This is a genomic window from Chryseobacterium sp. 27AL (assembly GCF_057815395.1).
The window spans coordinates 321331-337707 of sequence record NZ_JBYRIW010000001.1 but is presented as its reverse complement, the minus strand read 5'-3'; the positions used below and the strand labels follow the sequence as shown (position 1 = coordinate 337707).

The following is a 16377-nucleotide window of genomic DNA, read 5'->3' as shown; positions in this document are numbered from 1 at the left end:
GATTTAATTAAAACTCGTTTTCTAGCTTATGATAAAGTCGCTGAAATTGTTCAAAATTTCTTAAATAGACAGCGTGATTTTCCCCACTTGGCATATAAAATTGTTCAGCATGATCTACCACATTCGATACCGCCTGTTCTATGATAGGCTGTTTACACTCAAATCCTAATGCTTCCATACCTATCAGTGCTGCTCCCCATGCAGAGCTTTCTACTGTGTTTTTAATGAAAACAGGCTTATTAAAAATATCTGCTAACATTTGAACCAGATTATGAGAACGCGCAAAACCACCACTTGCATATATTTTGTGAATTGGGCCTGTATTTTCCTCCAATGCAATTCCCACACTATAGATTGCGAACAGCATGCCCTCCATCATTGCACGGGCAAAGTGGGACTTGGTGTGTTGCAATTGTATCCCAAAATAAACGCCTTTTGCATTGGAATTCCAGTATGGGGCACGTTCACCAGTTAAATAGGGCAAAAAAATCAAGCCTTCTGATCCGGGATTGATAGAATCTATCATTTCGTTTAATAAAGCGGTAACATCATTATCCGGTATTTTTTCGAGCGATTCGTATAAGAAGGTATCTCGAAACCAGTTCCGCAAAACACCCCCATTATTAACAGCTCCTCCAATTATATATTCATTTGGTCTAAGGAGATAACTAAATAATCGTTGCTTAGTCTCTGGGTTTGGAAGAGGGCTGGTTACCCGTATAGCTCCGCTAGTGCCAATAGTTACAGAAGCCACTCCCGGTTCCACAGCTCCAACTCCCAAATTGGCCAGACAGCCATCGCTACCGCCAATAACAAATAAAGTACCTTCGGGGATGTGCATAGCGGCTGCGATATCTGGGTCTAGCAATCTTGAAACATGATCAACCGGTACAGGCGTTGATAGTTGTTCAGCAGAAATTCCCGCTAAATTCAACGCTAAGTCCGACCATGCTAATTGGTGTATGTCAAATAGTCCCGTAGCCGATGCAATGGAATGGTCGACCAGATAGATTCCAAAAAGTCGGTAAAAGAGAAATTCCTTAATGCCAATAAATTTATGGGATCGAACGAACACTTTTTCATCATAGGACCTCATCCATATTAATTTGCAAAGCACAGACATGGGATGAATAGGCGTTCCAGTCTGTTGATATAATTGACGTCCTTTTTCATTGGCCTTCAATTCAATAGCTATATCTTCACTTCTACGATCAGCCCAAATGATACAATTTGTGAGTGGCTTGCCCAGTTTGTCAACAGCTATTAATCCGTGCATGGCGCTACTAACCGAAATACACATAGGCTGTAGCATCTTATTAAGGTCCTGTAATTCGATCATCACACGCGCAACGGAATCGATACATGCGCTATAAATAACTTCAGGATCCTGTTCGTAATGTCCTTCCAAAGGATTCAGTATAGGATAAGATATAATGTGTGTTGCCAAAACGTTACCTTCCAGGTCAAATGCAACGGCTTTTGTAGATGAAGTACCAATGTCTAATCCTATTATCATGATTATAATTGTTTTGTGAGGTGAGTGTTCTAAATATACAAAAGTTATGCAATACGTTAACAATCATTATAAAAGACAAACGTAAATTTAAATATATCCATTATATAACTTTTATAATTAATATATTTAAGGTGATTGTACCAATGGCAACCTTATCTAAATTATGAGTTTTATTATTGAATACAAAATAAAATAGCTTCAACATAGGCACTTACCATTTTATACTTTTAACTTGGTACATTTTAGTATATAGTTGCTATTATTAAAATCACTAAACATACTAAAAGTAGAGCCATCACTATGAGGATTAATTAATATTAAAGAATAATTAATATCATAATGATAGGGAAAATAATTGTTCCTATCAGTCATTTTGATATCACCACCACTATTTCTTATAGCTTTTTCTTCTTACGTTTCCTAAGTGACGGCAACTAATATAATACATTTGTTTCTCTATAAATATTTGAACTGTCAATGTAATCTACATCTACAGCTATCACGCGAAAGCTTTCAATAAAATGATCTCACTATCACTGCTTCCTATGGGATTTATAATGGTTTTACCAGATTACATTACCGATAGCTAAAATTATTACCAGGGACATTCTTTTGATTCGGGGTCGTGGTCTTCACTTACAAACTTCCCTGTCGGTACATTTTTATCCATCAATGTATTCACAATTGTATTTGCAGCATCTTCGGGTGTTCCACTCCCCTGATTATTTGTCAGGTCAGTTTTTATAAATCCCGGATCAATAAGATTTATTCGGAACTTCGGAAGTTGGTTTGCGAGCGAAATAGTATACATATTAAGTGCAGCTTTTGACACGGCATACACCATAAAAAGATTGGCATTCTCGTAATATTTCCAATTCCTGTCGCTATGAAGCGTCAATGAGCCAATACTTGAACTGATGTTGATAATGCGCGGTTCTTCCGATTTATCTAACAGGTCCGTAAACGCCTGAACGACTCTTAAAGTGCCGTATAAATTGGTATCAAACACTTTTTCAAATTCAGTAACCGTTGCAGTGAGCGCATCCTGTGGCATATCTCCGGTAATTCCTACGTTATTGATCAATGCATCTAATCGATTTGTTAATTTTCCAAGCTCAGTCCGCGCATTGCTTACAGACTCATCACTGGTAATATCGATCTGCACGATTTCAGCGCTGGTCAATCCTTCTGATCTTAATTGTTCCAACGCCTGTAAGCCTCTTTCGTGGTTTCGGCAGCCGAGATATACATAAAATCCTTTCTGCAAAAGTTTTTTTGCCGTAGCGAAACCAATTCCTTTATTGGCTCCTGTAATGAATGCTTTTTTCATTCTTTCTGTTGATCTATACATTTGACGTTGCAAATTTGGGTCAACAAAAAATAAAATCTTTTCACATTTGTTAAAAAGTGATCAGCGGATGCTTTTTCGCACTCTGCTTAAGGATTGCTGTTTCATTCCAAGATATGAGGCCACATAGGACAGCGGAATGCGATTGACCAGATTCGGATATTGATGTAAGAAAGACAAATACCGTGCAGTCATATCTTCTGTGATCAACGGGCTTCTTCTTTCCAATTTTTCCGACTTATGTTTTATAATGATCTTTTGAATAATATTATTTAATCCAGCAACAGACTGCAACAACTCGTTCCAATCTTTTTTTAATTAGGGACGACCGGATTACTTTTTGAGCCAGGCAAGCGTGTTGTGGTAACAATTTTGAGCCAGTTTTCAAAAAGGGTGCTCAATTTTTGCGCAGGGATATGAGTTGCTATAGTTTCTTTGATACAGTTTAGCAATATGGCGGTTTAATTTTTGAGCCGCATCGACAGTACCCGGCTTAAATTCTGCACCGGGTTAGAATTGACCGGCTCACTTTTTGAGCCAGGTAAACCCTTTGTGGTAACATTTTTGAGCCGGTTTTCAAAAAAGTGGTTCAATTTTTAAGCAGGGCTATAAGTTCCGTATTACGAAACGCACTGATTTTGTTTTAATCCTTTTCTAATCGAAATCTAAATATTCTTCTGAAATTTCTGATAGGAATTGCACTTATTTTTAACATTAATTCTTATTCCCAATCAAAGGTTTATATCAAATATGATCTATTTTCTTAATTGCGATCAAAAAATAATAACCAATGAAAATATCTACAAATTTCAACAAATTCCCAGTCCAAAATTTCAGAACACTTTATATTATTCTATTTTTAATATTACAATTTGGCTTACTCAAAGCACAACCTGGATGGCGAGATGCTACAAAACGCTACTTTTATACAATTATAGATCAAAACGGAAAGGAAATCTCATTTAAAGAGAATGGAAATTACAGCATAATGATAGATGGTATTTTATATAATGGTGCCAATATCCCGCAGAATCCCATAAGACGTGTTTCACGTACCGATAAAGGATTTCAAAATCAAATACTTATCAATGACTTTTCTTTAAGTATTCCTCAAAAAGAAATTGTCGAAGAAAACACTAAACGACTGGAAATAAAAATCATTTATAAAAAAGATACAATGTTGATATGCCAACCTTCCGGAACTGGTGGTATTTTGGAATCTTGGGATTTGCAGGATAAATTAAGTGAGAAGCCTGAAGCAGATTATAAGCTGCCATTTCTAGCCGGACATTATTATTTTCCAAATTGGATAAAATATATCTTAAGAGAATTACCTAAAACAAACGGAAAAGTACAGTTTTTAAATACGAACAACTTAAACCGGAAATACTTCATCATCCCTCAAAACATTTACAATTCAAGTTTACTATATAACAAAAATACATGCGGAAATCAGCGGAAATCTGATGAAGATCAATATGTAATCGATCATTTCTTTTTGAATGGACATCTAACTTTAGAAAAAAGAACAGAACCTACAAAGATTAATAATCTATCCGTAAAGTATTCCTGGATGGGAAAACCTGAATCTACCAGAGATCCTGATCGTTTCTGGGGAATGGTTGATATCTCAGGGGATATAACCACATCTTTTTCTTTACAAAAGGAAGAAAATAGGATGGAACTTTTCCTTCCAGACAAAGACGGATCGAATTTTACCTGTGAAAGCCCTTACGTGAATTCTTTCAATAAAGTGATCTATTTACCGGTATGGATAAAACAGGAATCTAATGATTATAGCTCAGCGATTTTATACGATAAGATACCGCAAGAAAAATATATTTACAGCTCAAAAGATGAAGGTAAAACCTGGCAAAAGGACAAAAAAGCAAAAGAGATATTTGACAAATATTCAATTTTTGATAAATACAAAAATGAAAGAAAATTTACTTTTATTGATAAAGATTACGCAGTAATTTATTACAAAGAGGTTATTGAGAGGAATGAAACTAAAAACAGAATAAAGGTACAAGGTATATATTATTTACTAAAGAATATGAAAGTTATCGACTCTCTAAAAACGCCTAAAAACAATAATTTTTCTGGATATAATGAACCATCGATTCAAAATGACTCTGTGATATTAGGTAATTACTGGCCAGATCAATATAACAATGTTGATTTTCAATTATCGCTAAAAAAGATCAATGATAAGTGGAAGTTTCAAGTGGATGAAAAAAGGTATATTCAGAACGCCACCAAAGAACAGAATTTTCAAAAAAAAGATAGTATAAAAGAATATAAGAATTTTCAGCTAATCAGTAATCGCGAGCTGGTTTTTAAAAACGGCTCAGGAAAGATGATTTTAAATGATGAATTTTCTGTTTATTCTGATATTAAGACAATTATTGAAAGAGATAAAGAGATTTATTTAGTGGGTTATGAATCTGTATTTTTATCGTTTGATGGAGGAACCAATTGGTATATATATCCTGCATCTATTTTACCAAATACCTACTATTATCTTTTAGATATTAATAGTAAAAATGAAATTAATTACTTCAGCAATGATCGAACTGACAGTAATAATAGCATAACTACAAAAACATTTTATAAATTCGGTCCAGAATAGATCTTCAAAAACGAAACCAGATGAATTACCAGACATTTGAACCGGATCAGGACCTGACAGCATTTATCAGATGTTATTGGACATTGGAAAGCCCGAAAGAAGAAACGCCTGAAAAGCAAACCATCGTTCCTGACGGATGTATGGAGATGATCTTTCATTATGGCGATCTATACAAACAGTACCTGGATAATGGGAACAGCATTATCCAGCCCAGATGTTTTGTCATCGGGCAATTGACTCGACCACTTGAGATCGAGCCGACCGGCGAGATAGGAATTTTTTCCATCCGTTTTCATCCCGAAGGGTTTTTGCCTTTTACCACATTTCCTATAAAAGAGATGGAAAATACAGCTGTTTCATTGGAAAAGCTGTTTGGAAAGAATGGACAGGAAATTGAGCAACAGATCTTAAATGCCAATTCCACTTCAGAGAGAATAAAGCTTATTGAAATATTTTTACTGGATCGACTGACTGACATAGAAAACATTGACCGCATTGTGAGATCAACGGTTGAAACCATTATGACAGCCAAGGGACAACTCTCGGTCGATGAACTTTCCCAGCTTACCCAAGTCAATCGAAGACAATTGTTACGCAAATTTTCTTCAGCCATCGGTTTAAGTCCCAAACAACTATCCAGGACGATCCGATTGCAGTCTGCGCTCAAAATGCTGCTGAACGATCAGTTCCCAAACCTTGCAGAACTGGCTTACGAAAACGAGTACTATGACCAGGCGCACTTTATCAAAGAGTTTAAAGAATTTACCGGGTCTACACCCAAAGAATTTTACGGTGGTCACCTTAAGATGTCTTCACTTTTTTACGGAACGGATTAGACTTGTCCCATTTTTACAATTTTAGGTTAAAAAAACATTGCAACTTTGTCATCTGAACTTTCAGCAAGGAAGTTATCCAGTGTTTGGAAATCGAATAAAATGACAATTATTCAATGAGCTAATATTATGAAAGCAGGAGCAAAATTTTTTATTACAGTCATTAGTTTGACTATTCTTTATGCCTGGACAATAAAGCAGGAAAGCGACATTCAAAAAGCGAAATGGCTGATCGGTACCTGGGAAAATAAAACCCAGCAAGGTAACATCTATGAAACCTGGACCAAAACTGGCAATAATGAATTGTCGGGGAAAAGTTATAGTATCAAAGGCAAAGACACGATCGTTTTTGAAAATATCCGGCTCGTGCAGGAAAATAAAAAGTTGTTTTACATTCCGACTGTTAAAAATCAAAATGATGGTCTGCCTGTTCGTTTTGCCGCCAAAACCATTTCTGAAAATCAATTGGTCTTTGAAAATCCCGAGCACGACTTTCCGCAGATCATCGCTTACACAAAAATTACTTCCGATTCATTGATCGCCGAAATTTCAGGAACAACAAACGGACAAAAACGCAAGCAGACCTTCCCAATGAAACGAGTGAAAAGGTAAAAATGTAGATAAGCTTTGGTTAATTTAATAAATTCAAATATGTAGCTGCAAAAATTCTACAGATCGGCCCCGCCCTGACCGTCAGGGATATCAAGATCCTCTAAAGAACTTTTACCGCCTGGAGTATCCGATTTTTTGATGACACTGATTTCTCCATTGAGCTCGATGACAACCGCCAGAACATCATCTAACTTTTCAATTCCTTCCTGACGCACTACAGCGTTAATCTCATCAACCGTTATGGCCTCGGTGTTCATATTGTCTTTGAGGTATTTGCCTTTATAGAACAGTAAACGTGGAGAGGAATTGATTAGGTGCTCCATCTTATCGGATGTGCTTGCCAATTTAGCGAACAGGTATTGTAATGCTATTATCAGAAATAACACCATAACACCCTCTGCTAATGGAACCATCGCAAGCATCATATAGGCCAATGTGGAACCCAGAGCAACCGTGACCACAAAATCAAAGCGTTGAACTTAGCCAGTGTCCTTTTTCCTGAAATTCTGATAAAAAGGAGTAGAATGACAAAAGACGCAATGGTCATCAATGCGACCTGTCCAAGCTTTTCCCAATTTTCAAATAACAAATCTTTCATTTACTATTTTTATCATTAGTGTTGATAAAATAATGCCAGAAATGACCTGAAATGAAAATGATCTTCACACAAACATTTACGGTGCAATCTCTTCGTCAAAGTTGTTTTTCCGACTCTATTTCAACACGTAAAACTAAGAGTTTTATTTTCCACTCATATTCTGGTCATAAAAATCTGTGAATTTATTGATCAGCTCGTCTAAATTTTCTCTATTAAATTCTCCAAAACCTAATGTCATAACGTGTCCTTCAACATTATTTGATAAGACACGGTTGAAATTTTCTATATACGTATGAGCGTGTCCCTGCAATTGCAATTCAGTATTTATCATTTTTACCCAATATTCTTCATCTTTATCATCTATCGAGTAAGTTAAATAAGGCAGAACAAAAGGAACGAATTTATCATATTGATTATTCTTATGGGGATTTAAGTTGTCATTTGGCCAAATCCTGAAATTCTCCAGTAGGTTTAAATTTTCAGATTGAACAATTGTAGCAGTTTCATTTCTTGCAATTTCAGAAATAATTTTCCCTTGGTCCTGAGTATACAACCAAAACCAAGCTAAATCCCAGGCAGTAGCACCTTTATGATTTATTAAATTATAAGGATGAAATATTGAATCTATTGCGATATAACCTTTTCCATTACCAATCGTGTTTCTAATAATTTCTACTAAATCATTATGATTGGAGATTTTTTGCATAGGATTTCCATTAATGAATCCATAAATATAGTTCGACGTCCAATTTGATGGTTTATGGTATCCGTCATCAAGAATAGAATTTTCAATGATTTTTTTCGATTGTGAAATTGCGTCATCACTTTCTTTTAATTCATTTTCCTTTTTTTGTTTTGTCTTGAAAAAGTCAAAAAATCCCATATTTATCTCTTATTTAATTATTCTTGAACATTCCAAATATACGCATTGAATCAATATCTACAAGATTTCAGCAATTCAATCTTCCTCAATCTCCTTCAATCTCTTGAATCAAAGAAAATCTATGAAATTGATTTAGGCAATTTTAAAATGGAGATATCAGAAAACTTACGATTTGAGGAGCGTTGTAGACATCATCCAAACACAATTTAATTAAGATCTTCATTCGCAGCAAACTTCTCTCTGCACTGATGCTGATACTCTTGCAGCGACATACCATAGATCTCAGAAAACAGTTTTAGAAAGTTGGAGCGGGAGGCAATTCCGCATAACTTGGCAAGAACTTCCGTTTTCTGATGAACTGCTGTAGAATCTTCTGCGAGCAATTCGGCGATATACTTGATGCGCAACTCACTTAGGTAACGGTTAAAATGCATTCCTTTCTCTGTGTTAATATAGGCAGATAGATAATTAGCGTTTGTTCCTACTCTTATGGCAATTTTTTTCAAACTCAGGTTCGGTTTTAAAAACTCTTTTTCGTCTTCAAATTTCTGTAAATTCTTCCGAATTCTGTTGCGAATCTCTGCACTCAATGTGGATTTTGGTGGAGAGACATCAGTTTTTAATCCCTCAATATCAACACCCACACCCGCTAAGACCACATTGTATGTTTTCTCGGACTTCTTTTCCAGATAAGTGTTTATAGTGAATATAAGTAAAACCATAGAGAATGTTACAACTCCAAAGAGAATATTTCTGTAACGCTGGGTAATACTCGAATATTCAATATTTACCTGTTCCACTTCAAATCTCGTAGAAAGGTAATGTCTGTCTTCTATGTTTATTTTTTCAATTTCGTGGAGGGTATTAGCAAGAGATAAGGTCTCATTTATATTTGATTTTTTAAGAGCATTCTCCAGTAAAATGTCATAGTTTTCCGTAAGCTCAGGAAAGAAAAAATGGTATTTCTGATAAAGAGAATCAACTTTTCTAAAAAAACTAAAGGATTCTTGTTCTCGGTGCTGAGCCAATTTATTCTTTCCCAGATAAAAGTAGATCACTGATACCCCGGCAAAGTCATTTACTCTGACCATTTCCGGAAGTGCACGATTGAGATCGGCAATACTTTGCTCGTAATTTCCTTTACGGAATTTAGAAATGCCTTCTGATTTAAAAAAACAACTCCTTAACTGGACGAAATCTAAATCTTTGGGTATTTCCCTCTTGCCTATTTCAATTAAGCGGTCGGCACTATCATCATCTCCTATTTGCTGGTAGCAATAGATAAGTTGATGTAAAGTATTATAATAGCCTTTGCGCATATTGTACAGGATATCTGGGGAATTATTTTTCAAAATTTCCTGTCTAAAGAATGCAGAACAGGCCTCAAATTGACTGACCGCTTCATTATAATATCCCAGATAACTCTTCATTACACCCAGGTGATATAATATATTATACTTTATGTATGGACTAGTGCTATATCTGGCGTAGGATAACGCTTTTATATAATCATCCAATGCAGGTTGATAGTCTTTAAAAATAAAGTAAGACACAATTCCCCTTCCAAGATAAGCAGAGGCAATAAGATCGTTATTACAACTATGCTGAGCGGAAGTTATTGCACTGTCTGCATACAGCTTTTTGCGGTATCCTGATGGCTCAAAATGTAGGGCATCTTGGTATGCATATGTTAATTCGGAATAATTTTTTTCTTTTTTCGCGAGGGCAATTAAAAGGTCAACGTAAGAAAGTGCTGTAGTATCATTAACCTTCTTGTAATCGTACTTTTTTCTGATTTGATGATAGGCCACATTGTCTGTACTCTGCGCAACCCATAATTCCGCAGTGGAAACCAAAAGTAATATAAACAACCTGAACATCTGCACGTTATCTTCATTTTATTAAAACCTTTTATAAAATTACATTATTTTTTATGGAATATCCAACTGTTTGTAAACTACATAACCAAAATACCATCCATTATGGTTCTTATTCACACAAAATAACATTTGATGTGCTGAATAAGCATCATTTGTCTTTTTGAGCACAATGTCTAATTCCAACTTATAATCACTTTTATGAAAAAAACTATAGCCTACAGCTATGCCGCTCTGGGATTTTGATACAGAGGATCAGTTTATAAACTGGCATCAGACATAGGAAACAGGCATCGTAAATCATTTTTTTTGTTGAATTTCTGTTTTACATTTGATCAGTAATTGTTTGAAAAATAGACATATACTTATACAGAATACTGTCAACAATAAACTAATGTCATGAAATATTTAAAAAAAATAATACCATTTGCGGTAAGCATTTTCTTTGTTATTCTCTTCTGCTATGCAGCTATTAGTAAGGTATTGGATTTCGAAAAGTTCCAGGTCCAAATTTCAGCATCACCATTGTTGAATGGATTTTCGCAATTCCTGCCTTACACGATAATCATTGTCGAAGTTATTATAGCAGGATTGTTATGCTACCGGAAAACCAGAACAATTGGACTGATAGGAAGCCTTTTTTTGATGCTCATATTCACGGGATATATCACTTTACTGCTAAGGACAAGTAAAAATCTCCCTTGTTCCTGCGGCGGAATTTTGGAGAAAATGAGTTGGAACCAGCATCTGTATTTCAATATTGGCTGTGTTGTCCTTACTATTATTGCTTTAGGTTTAAATCTAAGATGCAGCAGGCCTGCTGAATAAGTGTGTTACCGTAATATTTACGGACAATTATGACTGAATTTGCAATTAATGTTCAACCTTAAAATTAGACAGCCGAAAGCTGTTTAACAATCCGACATTCTAAAATGAATTTATTAACAACAATTTGTTTGAGAATATATAGAATAGGATATTTGGTACGACAAGATTTTCTAATCTATGGGTATAATTAAATGACCTAATCTACTCAATTGTACTTCTCAGACAGACTTCTAAAGTTTTTAAGGTAATCTTTTTTGATGTACAAAAAGACCGGAATTATGAAACTTAATCAAATTTTGAAAGCCAATGCGGTAGCCATTGCTGCCGTGATATTCTCAGGGGCTGTAATGTCCTTTAAAGTGGTGGAAAAAAAGTCTGCTGACAAACAGTACTTTTACAACAGCAGTGATGTGTCAGAAGGCGCTTTCGCAGAAGTCGCCAACTGGCAGGAAGGAACAAGCCCATCCTGTATTACTTCAGGAAACAGACCTTGTTCGATGACCGTTCCGGAAGGAAGCAGCCTGAGTGATGTGATCGATGGGCTGACCAATGCCCAGGTTCTTGCGATTCACCCAAGTGAAAGAAGACCGTAAGCGATCATTTCTTAACAATGCAGGGCTGAAAAATTCCAGCCCTGTTTTGTTTTATCTCGGATTCTGTGGCATTCCGCTCAGAGTTATAATATCTTCCGGAATGGCGATCGCATAGCGAGGGTCATTAGGAGGTAAACTGTAAGTTTGTCCTTTCACCGTTCTTGTCAGCGTGATGTTAGCTCCGTCCCGGTTATACCGTTTAAGGTCTGGCCATCGGAGCCCACGGATCAGAAGTTCTTTCCGCCGTTCCTTCAGAACAATATCCAAAGCCTCCGACTGCGAATTGGCAGTTATCGGAACATAGGTTCCCGTTTTCCAGCGTTTAATGAGAAGATTGTTAAGATCATTCATTCCCTCCTGAACCCGGTTTAATCTAATCTTGCATTCAGCCGCCATCAGGTACAGCTCATCGATGGCCACACTTACGAGCGGTCCGTTGGCATTATTGTAATACGCTTTGAACAATATTTCATTCGCCGCATTCTTCCTGAAAAATACGGTTTTCCGCAAATCATTATTATCGTACATCTGGTAAATGTGGTCTGGAATCTTAGCAGGAATCAAATGATATTCGTATTTCATCGCTGCCCAGAGCAGGACCTCTTTGTTCATTTCGGCAACAGGATAATCTGAATTAGGATTCAGGGAATTAAAATCCATCAGCTCGCTGTTGATGTTTAGTGCCGCTTCCGTATTGCTGAGCGCTTTCTCATAATCTCCCATAAACAGATAAGTACGGGCTAACAGACCATAAGCTGCTGCCTTGGAAATTCGCATTCCAGAAATTTGTTTTGGTAACAGTAGTGGAATGGCGGTCTGAAAATCACTGATGATCTGCTCGTAGGTCTGCTTAACCGTTGACCGGACTGACGTAATATTCATATCCGGATCTAATCTAAGAGGAAGTCCTAAATCTGTACCTGCGGTTTGAGGATTGTAGGCTGTACACCAGATCTGTGCGGCATCCAAATAACGAAAAGCACGCAATGCCAATGCCTGTCCTCTGATATTATCAGCCTGCTCACCTGTATAGTTTTTATCCTTCATATTGAAAAGTACGGCATTACACACATAGATGCTCCGGTAACATGCGGACCAGTCATTTCCTGAAGAAACAGGAGTAGCCACATTATCCGGCATCCAGGTATAAAGGCGTTTGGAGGCCTCAAAGCTTAATGCGTTATAATCCGCATCCGTCAGGTAATAGTCATCCGAACTCGTTTCACCGCTAGATGCAAAATCGACATTCAGAAAACCGTAGTTATTAAGCAGCATCTGATTATCTTCCAGTTTATCGGGTGTGGCCAGCTTCAGGTCTGATTTTTCGTCCAAAAAATCACTACAGCTCAAAACGGATAGTATTACCGGTATTAGAAATGATGATTTAAAGAGTGTTTTTATAATGTTCATTGTCTTGATCGTTTTCATATCTCTGATTTTTTTCATTCAATAATTTTAAAATTTAGCTTTTAATCCTAAAGTGTACATTACAGGAGGCTTTACCACGTAACTGCCCAAATTAAAATCAGGATCGATCCCGCTTTTGCTTTCCTGCCACAGGATTCCCAAGTTGCTGACATTGGCGTAAAGCTGTAAGGCTTTAAGCGGCATTTGCTGCCACTGCTTTTTGTTTATCTCATAGCCCAGGTTGATGTATTGCAGACGAATATGATCACCTTTCTCAATCAGAGCCGCCGAACCCGCATAGAAGGCATCCCTGTTGGAGTTGGTCTGGTATTGATTGGAAGGCACATCGGTAAATGCCTCATCTCCGGGTTTCTGCCAACGTAAGGCATAATCGCTGTGCCCAACCCAATCCTTAAAAAGGCTGGTGTAATTGATCGAAGGCCTTCTGAAATAATATCCCAGTTTGTAAGTAATTCCTACATCCAGCGTCAATTGTTTGTAAGAAAAGGTATTGGTAAATGAACCGTACACCGTAGGAATGGCAGAACCGAAGTATTGCAGATCTTTTACATCTGCGCCCATCATCTTGGCGTAATCCTTACTGACCTCGCCATTCAGATATCCTCGGGGATCACCATTATGCGGATCAAGCCCTGCCCACTGGTAAGCGAATATGGAATAGACAGGCAAGCCTTCAATTCCTGAAATGGGAACGCTTGACAGCACAAAGTTCCTGGCAATAGTGCTGCTTGGATAGTATTTCGTCACCTTGTCCTTGTACGTGCTGAAATTAGCCGTGGTCTGCCAACTGAATGCTTTATTGATGTTGATGGTCCTTAATTCCACATCAATACCGTTCCCTTCAATACCTGCAACATTCCATACCAGGCTGGTTAATCCTATAGTATAATCCAGCGGAACCTGCCCGAATAGATTTTCTCCTTTTTTACGGAAATATTCCACAGAGCCAGATATCCTGTTGTTGCGGGTCGCAAAATCCAGTCCCGCATTAATCATCCTTACCGTTTCCCATCGAAGCTGTGGATTGTAATAGTTGTCAAATCTAGCCATCTGTTCCTGGGTGTAGGTGGAAACACCCAGTATGGCCATTGTGGTCACGGCAACCATTGCAGGGTTAATATTACCGTTGTAGCCATAAGAACCTCTTAATTTGAGTTCAGGCAGCCATTTTAGAGGATAGAACTTTTCATTGGAGACATTCCAGGACAGTCCTGCCGACCAGAATGGATTCCATTGGTCATTAGTTTTTAGTCCGAACAGGTTACTTGCATCTCGTCTGGCACTTCCGGAAATGGTATAGCGGTTATCAAAAGTATAGGCCGCATTGGCATATACGGAGACGAATCGGTTATTGGTCTCCCGCAGGGCATTAAGGTTATCAATGAAAGAAGTACCACCCGTGATCAGAGGGTATTTATTCTTAAAGTCCACTGTACCGAACGAAAGATTATTCGGGTCATAACCGTAATATCTGGTATTGGCAGACTGGGAATTGGCATCCCGCACTTCTCCGCCAGCAATCGCAGTAACCTGATGTTTTCCAAACCCTCTGTTGAAATTCAGCTGGCCACGGAAATTGTTGATGAGCAGTTGTGAGGTCGTTTTATCCAGTATGCTGCCTTTCGGAACGTTATAGGTAAGGCTTCCGTTGGAATTGATGACCGTGAACCGGTTGACATAATCTCTTACGTAGTAGCTTTCTTCATCATAAAGACTGTTGGATAGACCGGTAGTTCTCTGGTACTGGTATTTCAGATCAGCATCCAGTCCCTTCAGGATCTTGTAATTCAATCCTGTATTTAGGATGATCTCCGAGCTTCTGCCTGTTCCTGAGAAATGCTGCCAGTCGGTCAGCGGATAGTAGTTCCAGTCCAGTAATTTTCCATTGCCCAATCCCGATTTGTAACCCTGTTCAAAAGATTTTGAGACGATAAGTGTATTACCGTTCGCATCGGTCATCTCCATATAGGGAACTGCATTGGTTTTCATAATGATGCTTCCGTAAGCACTTCTGCCGTTTCGGGTTGCCGAATGGGTAAAGAAGATCCCGGTGTTCAAGGTCAGGTTCTTCAGAGGTTGCCAGTTGTTCTGGAAACGCAGGTTCATACGCTGGTAATTCTCACCCAGGTTTCCGGTATTGTCATCGTAGCCGAGTGAAGAAGTCCACGAAAATTGCGGTGCGCCTCCTGCCAGACTAAGTGAATACTGCCTGTTCTCCAAAGGCTGGTACATATACCTTTTGAACTGGTCACGGGAATCAATACCTTTGAGTCGTTCAATTTCCTTCTGAACGGTTTCGTGAGAAAGCAGACCTTTCTTTTCCTTGTTAAGAAGATCCACAACAGGAGACAAAACAGGATGGCTTGATGAATTGATATCGGTGTTATAAAAGTTCTTTTTAAAAAGTTCCTGTTCGACATCGATGAAATCGGCACTGGAAATGACTTTGAGGTAATTCAGATCAGGCTTGGGGCTTGTCGTGAGAAAGGTATTGAAATCAACTGTTATCGGCTGATTGTATTTTGCTCCCTTAGTGGTAATGACGATGACCCCGTTGGCGGCTCTGGCTCCCCAGATGCTTGCAGCTGCCGCATCTTTCAGGATGATAATGTTCTCAACAATATTGGGGTTGATATTGCTGATGTCACCTTCGTAGGGAAAATTGTCCACAACGATCAGCGGGGCTTTCGGTCCCTGAATCGTGCTGAGTCCTCTTACCATAATTTGCGGCGTTCCCTGGGAAGTCCCACGGCTGATGACAATGCCATTGGCGGTTGCTGCCAAGCGGTCAAGAATATTGGTGGAGACCTGTGTGTTCAGGGCGGTCTTACCGACGGAGGAGAACGAACCTGTGGAGCGCTCTTTCGGTATTTTCTGATATCCTGTAGTAAGTATCACTTCATCGATTTGTGCCACTTTCTCTAATAGGTAAATCCTCAAAGGTTCTGAAAGTGGGAGTTCCAAAGAAAGCACCTTTTCCTCATAGCCTTTTCCGAGAATCACAAGGCTGATATTATTTTCGTTTGTACTAAGGCTGAATTTTCCGCTTTGGTCTGTTGTGGTAGCAGTTTTTGTATTTTGTATGGCTACCGTTATGCCTTTCACCGGCAACCGGGTTGTTTCATCCAAAACGCTTCCAGTAATCAGCTGCTGTGCCATTACGGGCAAAGCAAAGCAGATGGCGGGAAGTATTAATAATTTCTTCATAGTTGGATATAGTTTTGAGTTG

Annotated in this window: 12 protein-coding genes; 5 read left to right on the top strand and 7 right to left on the bottom strand. The window is 38.0% G+C overall.

The features are described from left to right. Positions 1-7 precede the first annotated feature (7 nt). Entirely contained in the window at positions 8-1516 is a 1509-nt protein-coding gene (locus AC3WV0_RS01505; RefSeq protein WP_488843333.1) for a gluconokinase, read from the bottom strand. A 595-nt stretch (positions 1517-2111) separates the two neighbouring features. Beyond that, a complete protein-coding gene (locus AC3WV0_RS01500) occupies positions 2112-2846 on the bottom strand; it encodes an SDR family NAD(P)-dependent oxidoreductase (RefSeq protein WP_488843331.1) in 735 nt (244 codons plus the stop codon). An 808-nt stretch (positions 2847-3654) separates the two neighbouring features. Here AC3WV0_RS01500 and AC3WV0_RS01495 point away from each other — a divergent pair. From AC3WV0_RS01495 to AC3WV0_RS01485, 3 genes are all read left to right on the top strand, one after another. Next, positions 3655-5496 carry a hypothetical protein gene (locus AC3WV0_RS01495; protein ID WP_488843329.1) on the top strand — a complete coding sequence of 614 codons (1842 nt, stop codon included), beginning with the start codon at positions 3655-3657 and terminating at the stop codon, positions 5494-5496. 20 nt (positions 5497-5516) lie between these two features. Then, on the top strand, positions 5517-6332 hold the full coding sequence (locus tag AC3WV0_RS01490) for a DUF6597 domain-containing transcriptional factor (RefSeq protein WP_488843327.1): 816 nt from the start codon (positions 5517-5519) through the stop codon (positions 6330-6332). Between the two features lie 126 nt (positions 6333-6458). Beyond that, a complete protein-coding gene (locus AC3WV0_RS01485; protein WP_488843325.1) occupies positions 6459-6941 on the top strand; it encodes a DUF6265 family protein in 483 nt (160 codons plus the stop codon). A gap of 56 nt (positions 6942-6997) precedes the next feature. Here AC3WV0_RS01485 and AC3WV0_RS01480 read toward each other — a convergent pair whose 3' ends face one another. From AC3WV0_RS01480 to AC3WV0_RS01470, 3 genes are all read right to left on the bottom strand, one after another. Continuing rightward, positions 6998-7366: a DUF421 domain-containing protein gene (locus AC3WV0_RS01480; protein WP_488843323.1), complete on the bottom strand. Its 369-nt coding sequence runs from the start codon at positions 7364-7366 to the stop codon at positions 6998-7000. A 315-nt stretch (positions 7367-7681) separates the two neighbouring features. Next, positions 7682-8422: a hypothetical protein gene (locus AC3WV0_RS01475; RefSeq protein ID WP_488843321.1), complete on the bottom strand. Its 741-nt coding sequence runs from the start codon at positions 8420-8422 to the stop codon at positions 7682-7684. 206 nt (positions 8423-8628) lie between these two features. After that, positions 8629-10302 (bottom strand): helix-turn-helix domain-containing protein, encoded by a 1674-nt coding sequence (locus AC3WV0_RS01470; RefSeq protein WP_488844694.1) that lies wholly within the window; start codon positions 10300-10302, stop codon positions 8629-8631. 396 nt (positions 10303-10698) lie between these two features. Here AC3WV0_RS01470 and AC3WV0_RS01465 point away from each other — a divergent pair, with 396 nt between their 5' ends. Both AC3WV0_RS01465 and AC3WV0_RS01460 read left to right on the top strand, forming a co-directional pair. Further along, entirely contained in the window at positions 10699-11127 is a 429-nt protein-coding gene (locus AC3WV0_RS01465; RefSeq protein WP_488843319.1) for a MauE/DoxX family redox-associated membrane protein, read from the top strand. Positions 11128-11405: 278 nt separating this feature from the next. Beyond that, positions 11406-11720, top strand: coding sequence for a hypothetical protein (locus AC3WV0_RS01460; RefSeq protein WP_488843317.1), 315 nt, complete (start codon positions 11406-11408; stop codon positions 11718-11720). Positions 11721-11771: 51 nt separating this feature from the next. Here the strand turns inward: AC3WV0_RS01460 and AC3WV0_RS01455 are convergent, their stop codons facing one another. Beyond that, the gene (locus AC3WV0_RS01455; RefSeq protein ID WP_488843315.1) at positions 11772-13166 is read right to left on the bottom strand and encodes a RagB/SusD family nutrient uptake outer membrane protein; all 1395 of its coding nucleotides are present in this window, start codon (positions 13164-13166) and stop codon (positions 11772-11774) included. Between the two features lie 9 nt (positions 13167-13175). Continuing rightward, on the bottom strand, positions 13176-16355 hold the full coding sequence (locus AC3WV0_RS01450) for a SusC/RagA family TonB-linked outer membrane protein (RefSeq protein WP_488843313.1): 3180 nt from the start codon (positions 16353-16355) through the stop codon (positions 13176-13178). Positions 16356-16377: the final 22 nt, after the last annotated feature.

Bases quoted from the DNA above. Each gene is read 5' to 3' on its own strand.
- AC3WV0_RS01470 (WP_488844694.1), bottom strand. From the start codon at position 10,302: ATGTTCAGGTTGTTTATATTACTTTTGGTTTCCACTGCGGAATTATGG.
- AC3WV0_RS01455 (WP_488843315.1), bottom strand. From the start codon at position 13,166: ATGAAAAAAATCAGAGATATGAAAACGATCAAGACAATGAACATTATA.
- AC3WV0_RS01500 (WP_488843331.1), bottom strand. From the start codon at position 2,846: ATGAAAAAAGCATTCATTACAGGAGCCAATAAAGGAATTGGTTTCGCT.
- AC3WV0_RS01505 (WP_488843333.1), bottom strand. From the start codon at position 1,516: ATGATAATAGGATTAGACATTGGTACTTCATCTACAAAAGCCGTTGCA.
- AC3WV0_RS01480 (WP_488843323.1), bottom strand. From the start codon at position 7,366: ATGATGCTTGCGATGGTTCCATTAGCAGAGGGTGTTATGGTGTTATTT.
- AC3WV0_RS01450 (WP_488843313.1), bottom strand. From the start codon at position 16,355: ATGAAGAAATTATTAATACTTCCCGCCATCTGCTTTGCTTTGCCCGTA.
- AC3WV0_RS01475 (WP_488843321.1), bottom strand. From the start codon at position 8,422: ATGGGATTTTTTGACTTTTTCAAGACAAAACAAAAAAAGGAAAATGAA.
- AC3WV0_RS01485 (WP_488843325.1), top strand. From the start codon at position 6,459: ATGAAAGCAGGAGCAAAATTTTTTATTACAGTCATTAGTTTGACTATT.
- AC3WV0_RS01460 (WP_488843317.1), top strand. From the start codon at position 11,406: ATGAAACTTAATCAAATTTTGAAAGCCAATGCGGTAGCCATTGCTGCC.
- AC3WV0_RS01495 (WP_488843329.1), top strand. From the start codon at position 3,655: ATGAAAATATCTACAAATTTCAACAAATTCCCAGTCCAAAATTTCAGA.
- AC3WV0_RS01465 (WP_488843319.1), top strand. From the start codon at position 10,699: ATGAAATATTTAAAAAAAATAATACCATTTGCGGTAAGCATTTTCTTT.
- AC3WV0_RS01490 (WP_488843327.1), top strand. From the start codon at position 5,517: ATGAATTACCAGACATTTGAACCGGATCAGGACCTGACAGCATTTATC.